At 69.6% G+C, this 11,681-nt stretch carries 11 protein-coding genes; 5 read left to right on the plus strand and 6 right to left on the minus strand.

Features of this window, described 5'->3' with window-relative positions:
- Positions 1-3: 3 nt before the first annotated feature.
- The 5 genes from P0592_RS07700 to P0592_RS07720 all read right to left on the minus strand — a co-directional run bounded on the left by P0592_RS07700 (position 4) and on the right by P0592_RS07720 (position 3,968).
- Complete coding sequence (locus P0592_RS07700) at positions 4-987, minus strand: alpha-ketoacid dehydrogenase subunit beta (RefSeq protein ID WP_276273697.1); 984 nt, start codon at positions 985-987, stop codon at positions 4-6.
- Positions 984-2,090 (minus strand): pyruvate dehydrogenase (acetyl-transferring) E1 component subunit alpha, encoded by a 1,107-nt coding sequence (gene pdhA, locus P0592_RS07705; protein WP_276273917.1) that lies wholly within the window; start codon positions 2,088-2,090, stop codon positions 984-986. The genes P0592_RS07700 and pdhA overlap by 4 nt, the downstream gene beginning before the upstream one ends.
- A gap of 154 nt (positions 2,091-2,244) precedes the next feature.
- Positions 2,245-3,225 carry a lipoyl synthase gene (gene lipA, locus P0592_RS07710; RefSeq protein ID WP_276273918.1) on the minus strand — a complete coding sequence of 327 codons (981 nt, stop codon included), beginning with the start codon at positions 3,223-3,225 and terminating at the stop codon, positions 2,245-2,247.
- On the minus strand, positions 3,222-3,386 hold the full coding sequence (locus P0592_RS07715; protein ID WP_276273698.1) for a hypothetical protein: 165 nt from the start codon (positions 3,384-3,386) through the stop codon (positions 3,222-3,224). The genes lipA and P0592_RS07715 overlap by 4 nt, the downstream gene beginning before the upstream one ends.
- A 225-nt stretch (positions 3,387-3,611) precedes the next feature.
- Entirely contained in the window at positions 3,612-3,968 is a 357-nt protein-coding gene (locus P0592_RS07720; protein WP_276273699.1) for a winged helix-turn-helix domain-containing protein, read from the minus strand.
- 134 nt (positions 3,969-4,102) lie between these two features.
- On the opposite strand from P0592_RS07720, the gene P0592_RS07725 reads away from it, so the two are divergent.
- On the plus strand, positions 4,103-6,460 hold the full coding sequence (locus tag P0592_RS07725; protein WP_276273919.1) for a DEAD/DEAH box helicase: 2,358 nt from the start codon (positions 4,103-4,105) through the stop codon (positions 6,458-6,460).
- A 207-nt stretch (positions 6,461-6,667) separates the two neighbouring features.
- The gene (locus tag P0592_RS07730; RefSeq protein WP_276273700.1) at positions 6,668-6,913 is read left to right on the plus strand and encodes a DUF8028 family protein; all 246 of its coding nucleotides are present in this window, start codon (positions 6,668-6,670) and stop codon (positions 6,911-6,913) included.
- A gap of 122 nt (positions 6,914-7,035) precedes the next feature.
- Here the strand turns inward: P0592_RS07730 and P0592_RS07735 are convergent, their stop codons facing one another.
- Complete coding sequence (locus tag P0592_RS07735) at positions 7,036-7,689, minus strand: HAD family hydrolase (RefSeq protein ID WP_276273701.1); 654 nt, start codon at positions 7,687-7,689, stop codon at positions 7,036-7,038.
- Between the two features lie 78 nt (positions 7,690-7,767).
- Here P0592_RS07735 and P0592_RS07740 point away from each other — a divergent pair, with 78 nt between their 5' ends.
- The 3 genes from P0592_RS07740 (at position 7,768) to P0592_RS07750 (ending at position 11,427) form a co-directional block, all read left to right on the plus strand.
- Positions 7,768-8,487, plus strand: a complete 720-nt coding sequence (locus P0592_RS07740; RefSeq protein WP_276273702.1) for a PDDEXK family nuclease — start codon at positions 7,768-7,770, stop codon at positions 8,485-8,487.
- Between the two features lie 39 nt (positions 8,488-8,526).
- A complete protein-coding gene (gene endA, locus P0592_RS07745) occupies positions 8,527-9,525 on the plus strand; it encodes a tRNA-intron lyase (RefSeq protein ID WP_276273703.1) in 999 nt (332 codons plus the stop codon).
- A gap of 78 nt (positions 9,526-9,603) precedes the next feature.
- Positions 9,604-11,427 carry a tryptophan--tRNA ligase gene (locus P0592_RS07750; protein ID WP_276273704.1) on the plus strand — a complete coding sequence of 608 codons (1,824 nt, stop codon included), beginning with the start codon at positions 9,604-9,606 and terminating at the stop codon, positions 11,425-11,427.
- Positions 11,428-11,681 lie beyond the last annotated feature (254 nt).

Below are 11,681 nucleotides of genomic sequence, written 5' to 3' on the forward strand. Positions count from 1 at the left end.
GGCTCAGAAGTCCACGGCCTCCCGGATACCGTCTTTGATGCGGGCGGGTTCCGGGAGGTAGTAGTCCTCCAGCGCGTACAGCGGGAAGGGGACGTCGAAGCCGGTGATCCGCTGGATGGGGGCCTCCTGGTAGAGCAACACCTCCTCCTGGATGGTGGCGATGATCTCGCCGGCCAGCCCGCCGGTCTTGGGGGCCTCGTGGACGACGGCCGCCCGGCCGGTCTTCTCGAAGGAGTCGACGATGGCGTCGGTGTCCATCGGGGAGAGCGTGCGCAGGTCGACCACCTCGACGTCGACGCCCTCCTCGGCGAGGTCCTCGGCGGCCGCCACCGTCGGCCGGACCATCGCGCCCCAGGTGAACACGGAGACGTCCTCGCCCTCGCGGCGGACGGCGGCCGTCCCCAGCTCCTCGGTGTAGGGCTCGTCGGGGACGTCCTCCCGGAACGACCGGTAGATGAGCTTCGGTTCGAGGAAGATCACCGGGTCCGGGTCCCGGATCGAGGCGGCCAGCAGTCCCTTCGCCTCGCCCGGCGTCGAGGGCACGACCACCTTCAGGCCGGGCTCGTGGACGTAGAAGGCCTCCTTTGACTCGGAGTGGTGTTCGGGGGCGCGGATGCCGCCGCCGTAGGGGGCCCGGACCGTGATGGGACAGGTGTACCGCCCCCGACTCCGGGTGCGCAGGCGGGCGGCGTGGCTCACGAGCTGGTCGAAGGCTGGGTACATGAACCCGGAGAACTGCATCTCCGGGACCGGCCGCAGGCCGTAGGCGGCCATCCCGATGGCGGTGCCGACGATGCCCGACTCCGCCAGCGGCGTGTCGATCACGCGGTCCTCGCCGAACTCCTCGTAGAGGCCCTGCGTGGCCCGGAAGACGCCGCCGTTCTTGCCGACGTCCTCGCCCATCACCAGCACGTCGTCGTCCCGCTCCATCTCGCCGTAGAGGCCGTCCCGGACCGCCTGGACGAGCGTCAGGCTCTGTGCGCTCATTCGAGTAACACCTCGTCGCCGTGACGGGCTCGCAGGTCGCGCAGGTACTCCAGTTGCCGTTCGAGCCGCTGGGGCATCTCCGCGTACACGTCCGCGAACATCTCCTCGGGGTCGGGCCGCTCGGTGGACTCGGCGGCGTCGATGGCGTCGGCCACCTCGTCCTCGATGGCCGCGTCGATGCGCTCGACGCGCTCGTCGTCGAGCACGCCCCGCTCCCGGAGGAACGTCTCAAGGCGCGGGATGGGGTCTTTCCGCTTCCAGCGCTCGACCTCCTCCTCGTCCCGGTAGACGGAGGGGTCGTCGGCGGTCGTGTGCGCCCCGAAGCGGTACTGGACCGCCTCGATCATCGTCGGGCGCAGGCCGTCCGCCGGCGGGTTCCGGGCCTTCTCGACGGCCTCCGCGGTGACCTGGTACACCGCCAACGGGTCCATCCCGTCGACCTGGACGCCGTCGAACCCGTAGGCGTCGGCCTTCTGTGCCAGCGTCTCGCTGGCGGTCTGTCGCTCCCGCGGGACCGAGATCGCCCACTGGTTGTTGTTGCAGAAGAACACCGCCGGCACATCGAAGACGCCGGCGAAGTTCAGCCCCTCGTGGAAGTCCCCCTCCGACGTCGCGCCGTCGCCGAAGTAGGTCATCACGACGCGGTCGTCGCCTTTCAGTTTCGCCGCCCACGCCGCCCCGGTGGCGTGGGGGATCTGGGTGGCGATGGGGACCGCGAGCGAGAACACCGCGACGTCCGCCGGCGGCGCGTTGCCCCGCTCGTTGCCCATCCAGTACAGCAGGTCGTCGGCGAGGTCCCAGCCCCGGACGTGCAACGCGAGGTGCTCGCGGTAGCTGGGGAACAGCCAGTCCCCCTCCGCGAGCGCCATCGCGCTCCCGACCTGCGAGGCCTCCTGGCCGGCCATCGGCGGGTACGTCCCCATCCGACCCTGGCGCTGGAGACTCACCGCACGCTGGTCGAAGTGCCGGCCCAGCTTTATCTGTCGGTACATCTCGACGAGGGCGTCGTCGGACAGGTCCGGGACCGTCGCCCCGTCGACGACCTGGCCGTCCTCGTCGAGGACCTGTACTCTGTCCTCGGGGTCGCGCTGGAGGACGCTCAGAGGGACCACCTGCCAAGACGTGACATACCGGAGACGTTGGCCCGCGACCGATTTAGCGTTTGTGTGGCGTTATACTGGCTGCGAGAAGATTACCGCTACGAATCTCACACGAGGGAAGGAAAACCGACGGGACGCCGTTCGTAGTTCGCCGCCGTCACCGATCGCCGGCCCGCGCTCGCTCGCGGGCCGCCTCCACGTCCCCGCTCGCGAGCACGCTCTCGACGAACAGCTCGCCGGCCCGGTACGACGAGCGCACCATCGGCCCCGACGCGCAGTACAGGAAGTCGAACTCCTCCTCGGCGACCCGCCGCCAGGTGTCGAAGGCGTCGGGGTGGACGTACTCCGAGACTTCGAGGTGCGAGCGGGAGGGCTGGAGGTACTGGCCGAAGGTGACCACGTCGACGCCGACCTGCCGGAGATCGGAGAGGGTCTCGTACACCTCGTGGGCGTACTCGCCGACCCCGAGCATCAGGCTGGTCTTGGTGTAGACGTCGCTCTCGCGGTCGACCTGCCGGAGCACCGACAGCGACTGCTCGTAGCCGGCCCGGCGGTCCCGGACCGGCCACTGGAGGCGGTCGACCGTCTCGACGTTGTGGGCGATCACGTCCGGCTCGGCGTCGACGATCTTCCGGACCAGCCGCTCTTCGCCCTGGAAGTCCGGGATGAGGCTCTCGACGAGGACGTCCGGGTCACGGTCCTTGATCGCGCGGATGGTAGCGGCGAACTGGCCGGCCCCCTGGTCGGACAGGTCGTCGCGGTCGACGCTGGTCAGGACGACGTAGTCCAGGCCGATGTCGGCGACGGCGTCGGCCACCCGCTCGGGTTCGTCGGGGTCCAGCGGCTCCATCCCGCCGGTCTCGACGTCACAGAAGTTACAGCCCCGCGAGCAGCGGTCCCCCAACAGCATGAACGTCGCCGTCCCCGGCCCGTCGCGGCCGCTCCAACACTCCCCGAGGTTCGGACAGTTGGCCTCCTCACAGACCGTGTTGAGGTCCCGCTCCCGCAGGCTCTCCTTGATGTCGGTGAACCGCTCGCCCGACGGCGGCCGCATCTTGAGCCAGTCGGGCTTGCGCGCACGACTCATTATCCGGTCCTTGGCACGTCCGACAAAAAGCGGTTGGGTTCGGCGGGTCAGTCCAGTTCCGCCAGGTCCTCGGAGCCGCACTCGGGACACTGGAACCAGTAGGAGTCGGCGTCGGCGTCGGAACTGAACTCACGACCGCACTCCTCGCACTCGTGTGTGGGTTCTTCGTCCCCGATACCGACCTTCTGCTTGACGGTTTCGAGTACGGACATCGTTTCCGGTCGACGTGTAGCGGCGGTTGTGCATTATAGATCGGGCTCGGCGTTCAGTCGGCGAAACGCCGCGGTCGGCCGTCGGGTACGGTTCCGGGGCGGTCCGGCTGGATCGGTCCGCTCGGCCGGCCGACCGTCCGACTCCGCCGTCCCGACGGCAGTTTCAGTCAGCGAACCGCCGGTCCCGGACCGCCGGACGGGGCCGATCGGGACCGCCCCACGCCGCTACTCGTCGCCGGTCGAGTCGCCCCGGTCGACCGGTTCGACCTGGTCGACCGTCTCCCGGCGCAACTGGAGGTCGACCTCGAACCCGCCGCCGTCGAGCTCGAAACAGACCCGCTCCAGCGTCGTCTCGTAGGCCTTGTAGTGGTTCCCGTCGGCGTCGACCCGGGTCTCCTCCCGGAGGAGGTCGTACTCCCGACAGACGTCGACCCGACGGTAGACGGTCGCCTCGGAGGCGTCGAGGCTCTCGGCCAGCGTCGGCACCGACACGGGATCGACGTTCGCGACGGCGAGGATGCGACGGACCTCCTCGCTGCCGAGCACCTCGAAGACCGTCTCCGGGTCCCAGTCCTTGCTCACAGACGGTGTGGGACGGCCACCGACAAAAGCCCGTGGCCGGCGACGAGCCACCCCGCGCCGCCGGCATAGAAACGCCTTTGCCGTCGGGGTCCCGCCCAACTGACGTGTCACGCCGAGCCGACAGCGAGCCGACGGTGGCGGTCGAGGAGGTGTTGCCGGCGTTCGCCGACGCCTTCCCCTTCGAGCGGTTCAACGAGATGCAGTCGGCCGCGCTGCCGGCGCTGCTGAACCGCGAGGACAACGTCGTCGTCAGCGCGCCCACCGCCAGCGGCAAGACCGCGCTGGCGGAGCTTGCCATCTGCGAGACGCTGGCCGACGACGGCACCGCCCTCTTCCTCGCGCCGCTACGCGCGCTCACGAACGAGAAGGAGAGCGAGTGGGAGCGCTTCGAGGACCTGGGCTACTCGGTGTACGTCGTCACCGGCGAGCGCGACCTGAACCCCCGCCGGGCCGAGCGGGCCGACATCCTCGTGATGACTCCCGAGAAGGCCGACTCCGCGACCCGGAAACACGACACGCCCCGCTACTCCTTCATCACGGACGTGGACTGCTGTGTCATCGACGAGGTCCACCTGCTGGACTCGGACCGCCGCGGGGCCGTACTGGAGGTCACCGTCTCCCGCCTGCGCCGGCTCTGTGACCCCCGCGTGGTCGCGCTGTCGGCGACGATGCCCAACATCGACGACGTCGCCGACTGGCTGGACGCCCCCGAGGAGACCACCTTCGCCTTCGGCGACGACTACCGGCCGGTGCCGCTGAACGCCGACGTGAAGACCTACTCCCACGGCGAGAACGCTTTCGCGGACAAGTACCGGCGGCTCTACCGGGCGCTGGACCTCGCGGAGCCACACATCCGCGACGAGGGCCAGTGTCTCGTGTTCGTCTCCTCGCGCCAGGACACCGTCCAGGCCGCCAAGAAGGCCCGCGACGAACTGGCCGAGCGGGACATCCCGATGGGAGCCCGCGGCGACTACGACTTCCACAACGACGCGGCCGAGCTCTCGAACGACACGCTCCGGCAGTCCGTGCTGGACGGGGTGGGCTTTCACCACGCCGGGCTCGCCCGCGAGGACAAGAACCGCGTCGAGGCGTGGTTCAAGGAGGGCAAGATCCAGCTCCTCTTTTCGACCTCGACGCTGGCCTGGGGGGTGAACCTCCCCGCGCGGTGTGTCGTCATCCGGGACACCAAACTCCACGACCCGCTGGAGGGCGAGGTCGACATGAGCCCGCTGGACGTCCTCCAGATGCTCGGGCGCGCCGGGCGGCCGGGCTACGACGACACGGGCTACGCCTGGGTCGTCTGTGACCGCTCGGAGGCCGACAAGTACCGCCGCCTGCTGCGGGACGGCAAGGAGATCGAGTCCCGCCTCGCCGGGGAACTGGACGCCCACCTCAACGCCGAGATCGCGCTGGGGACGATCGGCGACGTCGACGACGTGATGGACTGGCTGGCGACGACGTTCTACTACGCCCGCGCCCAGTCGGCCCCCGACGAGTACGCCGCCGGCAGCGCGCTCCGAGAGCGGGTCAGCGACACCCTCTCGGAGCTGGTCGCGGACGGCTTCGTCGAGCAGGACGGCCTCCGGGTGGAGTCGACGCGGCTGGGCCACCTCGCATCGAAGTTCTACCTCCGGCTGTCGACGGCCCGCCGGTTCGCCGACCTCGCCGAGCGGTGTGCCGACGCCGACCGCGCCGCCGACGTCGGGGTCGACGACCTGCTGGAGACCGTCGCGGGCGCGACGGAGTTCGACAGCGTCAGCGCCCGTTCGGACGAACAGGACGCGGTCAGCGCCGTCGTCACGGACGCCCCCGACGACCTCGACGCCGGCCAGCGGAAGGTGCTGGCCATCCTCCGGTCTGGGATGACCGGGACGACGCCGACCGAGCTCAAGAGCGACGCGTGGGTCATCCGGCAGAACGCGCTGCGCCTGCTGGCCGCGCTGCGTGAGTTCCTCGACACGCTCGGGACCGCCCGCGCCGCGAACCTCGCCTGCCGGGTCGAGGCCCGCGTCGAACACGGCGTCAGCGCCGACGCCGTCGGGCTGACCGCCATCGACGGCGTCGGCTCGGGCCGGGCGGGCAAACTGGCCGCCGCGGGGTTTCAGTCGCCCGCCGACGTGTTGCGCGCGGGCGTCTCCGGTCTCGTCTCGGCCGGGCTCTCCGAGGGCGTCGCCGAACAGGTCGTCGAGAACGCGAAGGACCAGCCGGTCGTGGTGGTCGACTGGGCGTCGTTCCCGGAGACGATCGGCACCGGCGAGAACCAGCTCTGTGAGGTGACCGTCGCCAACAACGGCGGCGGCGTCCGCGCGGGCCTGCGCGTGACGGTCAACGGCCGCGAGATGACCGCCAAGCCGTCGTACCTCGGGCAGACGACGCTCCCGGTGGCCGTCTTCGGGGCCGACGCGGACGAGCTGACCTACACCGTAGAGGTCGCCTTCCCCGACGAGCCTCTCCCGCCGGTCACCCGCTCCCGGACCGTCGAGGTCCGGTGACGCGAGACGCTCCCCCGATACCACGAGACGCGCTTAGAATCGGAGATAAAATTTTAACGGCCAGCTGAAACCGTCGTATGGTGACCGACCCCTCCAGCTAAAACGGGGTGAAACCACTCAAACGGCCACTACCGACGCGAATTCGAACCAACCGTCTCTCGTTTATATGGGGTAAGGGTGCGTTACGTGAGACTGAGGAGGTCACCTATGTCAAGCGCCTCGCCCTTCCGGTCACCCACCGACGTCGTCCCGTCCCAGAGCACCGACCTGCGAACGCTCGCCGTCCGGCCCGTCCAGTTCGCCGGCTTCTGGACCGCCGTGTTCGCGCCCCTCGCGTACCCGGTCCTGCTGTTCGGCGGGCTCGCGGAGTCGCAGGTCCTCCTGCTGGCCGGCGTCTTCCTCGCGAACGTCCTCGGCCTCGTGCTCGGCCGGGGCTACCGCGCCGAGGAGTAGCCGGCCCCGGTCCCCGCGACCTCCTCGCGCGGTCCCCGTTCGGGCCGTCCCCGCCACTCCGGCCTACCCACCCCGCTTCCGTTCCGCCTCCCCCGTTCTCGCGCCTCTCGCGTCCGACGGCCTCACCCCTCCAGTAGCAACGCCCGCAGGTCGTCGGCGCTGGCCGCGCGGTGGTGGGTCATCGAGAGGTCCGTCGCGTCGCCGTCGGCCTCGAAGCCCACGGTGGTCATCCCCGCGGCCACGGCCGCCCGTGCGCCCGCCGTCGAGTCCTCGACGGCCCACGACTCCCCGGGGGCGACGCCCAGCTCCGCCGCGCCGCGCTCGTAGATGCCCGGGTCCGGCTTCCCGGGGCCGTCGACGTCCTGTGCGCTGACGGCGGCGTCGAAGTGCCGCAGGATGTCGAACCGGTCGTCGATGACCTCGATCCAGTCCCACGGGGCCGACGTGGTCAGGGCCAGCGGCACGCCGGCCGCCGAGAGGTCGGCGAGCAGGTCGTGTGCGCCGGGCAGCAGCGTCGCGCGCTCCCCGTAGATCTCGCGACCGGCCTCCTCGAACAGCGCCTCGTACTCCTCGCGGCTGACGACGAGGTCGTACTCCGCGTCGAGTTCCGGGTACACCTCGGAGTAGTCCCGGCCGGTGATCGCCGACAGCGGGATGTCGTCGTCGGGCGCGACCGTCGGGAGGATGTGCTCGCGCTCGATCTCGTGCCAGTGGTCCTCGGACATGATCAGGACGCCGTCCATGTCGAAACAGATCGCGGGGGGCGTGTCGCGCATCGTCTCTCCCAACTGGCCCGAGGGGTTTGCCTGTTTCCCTCCGAGGGTTTAGGTACCGGAACGCGCCCACCCCGGCCCATGCACGACGGAACGCGCGTGATGGCCGGCGAGTGTACGACCGTCTTCGAGGGGTCCCGCGAGCGCGAACAGCGGGGCGACGTGCTGGTGGTGGTCAAGCCCGACAACACCGTCCTCGTCCACGACGCCGAGGGGTACCAGCCGGTGGCGTGGCTCACCCGCGCCGAGAGCGTCGCCGTCGAGGACGGCGTCGTCACCGCCCGCGACGGCGGGGAACTGCTGCGGGTGGTCGCCCACGAGGAACACGGCAGCGCCCGGTTCCCCGCCTCGAACGCGGGCGTGCCGGTCGCGGACTGTCCCGACTGTGCGGGGACGCTCGTCCGCACGCGGGGGAGCGTCGCCTGCACGGCGTGTGACGCCGACTACGGCATCCCCTCGGACGCGACGGTCACCGGCGGCCGCTGCGGGGACTGTGGCCTCCCGACGATGCGCGTCGAGCGCGGCGAGGCCTTCGAGCTCTGTCTCGACCGGGACTGCGACTCGCTGGACGACCGCGTGCGGGCGGCCTTCGACCGCGAGTGGGAGTGTCCCGACTGCGACGGCGACCTGCGGGTCATCCGCCGCGGCGGTCTGCTGGCCGGCTGTGAGCACTACCCGGACTGCGACACCGGTTTCTCGTTCCCGTCGGGACTCGTCGACGGCGAGTGCGCCTGCGGCCTCCCAGCCTTCGAGACGGCCGGGGGCCGGCGCTGTCTCGACGGCACCTGCGGGCGAACCTGACTCGCAGGGGCTATGTCCCCCGCCCGACCACACGCCGGTATGGAACTCGAACTCGACGGCGACGTGGTCCGCGGGGGCAACCGGGCCCGCGAGCGGTTCTACGACTCGCGTGGGTACGGCCGCGCCCGCGACGGCGAGGTGGACCTCGCCCCGGTCGAGGCAGCCCACCTGCTGTTCCGGGGCGACGTCGAGGCGGTCGGCGGGATGGACTTCCGCGAACTGCTGGCCTCGGCGGCGGTCTCCGCGGTCGACTTCTTCGTCTACCGGGACCTCCGAGACCGGGGGTTCTACCTCACGCCCGCCCGCGAGGGCTGGGTCGACGACCCTGACGGGGTCGACTTCGTCGTCTACCCGCGCGGCCAGGGGCCGTGGGACGACGCCGTCGCTCACCGCGTCCGAGCCGTCGGCGAGCGCGACAGCGTCCCCGTCGCGTCGCTGGGGAACTGTACGCTGGCCGTCGTCGACGAGGAGAGCGAGATCACGTACCTCGGCACCGACCACGCGCCGGTCACCGGCGACAGCCACGCCGACGTCCCGCCCGTCGACGGGGAACTGCTCGACGAGCGGGTGCTGTGCTGGGACCCGCCCGGCGCGCTGTACGAGCGGGCGTTCTACGGCCAGCGGGTCGACGACGACGCCGTCCAGCTGTCGCTCGTCGAGGCGGCCCACCTCGCCCGTGCGGGGACGCTGTCGGTCGCCGGCGGTGCCGACGCCGTCGTCGCCCGCGGCCGCGCGGTCGAGGGCGAGCGGTTCGACCGCCGGCTGACCGTCTACGCGGCCCTGCGCGAGGCCGGCGTCGTCCCCAAGACCGGCTTCAAGTTCGGCGCGGACTTCCGGACCTACGCCGACGTCGACGGCGTCGACGATCTGGGCCACTCGGAGCTGCTGGTCCGGGTGCTGTCGGCCGACCACACCTTCGACCCGCGGGACCTCGCGCTGGACGTCCGGCTGGCCCACGGCGTCCGGAAGACGATGGCCTTCGCGCTCGTGGCGGGCGGCGACGTCGAGTGGCTCCGGGTCGAGCGGCTGACGCCGTAGCCGCCGGCAACACCGCGGGTCGTCGGTGTCCGGAAACGAACCCTTTTTGCGCCGACCGGGACCAAGAGAGGGTGTACGATGTCCGACCGCGACGCGACTCCCGAGAACGCATCGCCCGACGAGGACCGCCGCCAGTCGGGGCGAGCGTGGCGCGGGTCGGACGACACGCCCGGTTCCCCCCTGCCGATTCGGACGGACGGGGGCGGCACCGACGCCGAGGGGGCCGACGAGGTGGCCCTCGACCCGTGGGGCTCGGCGACCGTCGACGACTACCGCAAGCTGTTCGAGCAGTTCGGCATCGAGGAGTTCGACGACGTGCTCCCCGCCGTCCCGGACCCCCACTACCTGATGCGCCGGGGTGTCATCTTCGGCCACCGCGACTATCGCCCGGTCGCCGACGCGATGCGCGAGGGCGAGGAGTTCGCGGCGCTGTCGGGGTTCATGCCGACGGGCGACCCCCACATCGGCCACAAGATGGTGTTCGACGAGATCATCTGGCACCAGCAGCAGGGCGGCGACGCCTACGGCCTCATCGCCGATATGGAGGCCCACGCCGCCCGCGGGCTGTCCTGGGAAGAGATCGACGAGCACGCCCGCAGTTACGTCCTCTCGCTGCTGGCGCTGGGGTTCGACCCCGAGGAGGGGGAACTGTACCGCCAGTCCGACAACCGCGAGTTACAGGACCTCGCGTTCGAACTCGGCACCGAGGCCAACTACTCCGAACTGCAGGCAATCTACGACTTCGGCGGCGAGACCAACGTCTCGTACATGCAGTCGGTCGTCACCCAGATGGCCGACATCCTCTACCCGCAACTGGACGAACCGAAGCCGACGGTCATCCCCGTCGGCCCCGACCAGGACCCGCACATGCGGCTGGCGCGGGACCTCGCCGCGCGGATGCGCTACTTCGGCGTGACGGAGGCATATTCAAGCTACGAGGTAACTGACAATATGCGGAGGTGTCTTGCTTGGTTTTACGATGAAATCGAGAGGGCATTTGAGCAGGGCCTTGGGATAGAAAGATATGGCTCAAAAGCAAACTGCAATAATGCTCAGGCTGCGGTTATATTCGAAGGAATAGAAGAGCCTCTACTCAAATCAGATGTAAAAGCACAGAACGTTGAGTCAATTGATGTTGAACAGCTTGCGGACTTGGACAATTATAATCACACTCAAAACGAGTGGAAATCTGTAATAAAATCACTATTACCGTTCAAAAACAGCCCACCCGAAATCCTATCCAAAAATTTATTTAATGCTCTAATTCGGAGATTCCAATCTGCTGGACGCGAGCCGCTGCGGCCCCGCGTGCGCTTCCTCGACCGCAACGCCACCGAGGAGGCCTTCGACGCACTCGTCGAGGCCGTCGACGGCGAGAAGCGGGTCTACGACGAGCACGTCGACGCCTTCGACCTCGACCGCGCGGCGGCCGAGGAACTGTCCCGCGAGGTGGAACTGGACCACGGGGGCCACGGGTTCGTCCCGCCGTCGTCGATCTACCACCGCTTCATGACGGGCCTGACCGGCGGGAAGATGTCCTCGTCGGTGCCCGCCTCCCACATCTCCCTGCTGGACGACCCCGAGGACGGCTACGACAAGGTCAAGGCCGCGACCACGGGCGGCCGCGAGACCGCGGAGAAACAGCGCGAGCTCGGCGGGGAGGCCGACGAGTGTCCGGTCTACGAGCTGTACGCCTACCTGCTGGCCGGCGAGGACGACGACTTCGCGGAGGAGGTCTACGAGGAGTGCGTCGGCGGCGAGCGCCTCTGTGGTGGCTGCAAGGAGCAGGCCGCCGAACTGATGGCGGAGTTCCTCGAAGACCACCAGGAGAAACGCGAGGAGTGGGCGGATCGACTGGACGAACTCGACATCGACTTCGACACGGACCGGAAACGGGCCTGAGCGGGACCCTCGGCGGCCGATCAGCGGAACGTTTTTGCGAGGCCGCGACGTTGCGACGGGTATGGCGTCCGAATCCCACCGCGCCGGCGTCGCTCGCCAGCCGAATCGTAGCCCGGGATTCGGTTTCTTCTTCGCGGCCTGACGAGCGGTGGACTCGGTCCCGGCGTGGGAGCCGGGGCCGACGAAACCGCTTGGCGGGAAGTGAGAACCGTTAACTGAGCGAGCCGCGGTACTGCCGACAACGACCGACACAC

Origin of the sequence: Haloarcula litorea (genome assembly GCF_029338195.1) — an archaeon.
In the GTDB taxonomy this organism is placed as follows: Archaea; Halobacteriota; Halobacteria; order Halobacteriales; family Haloarculaceae; genus Haloarcula; species Haloarcula litorea.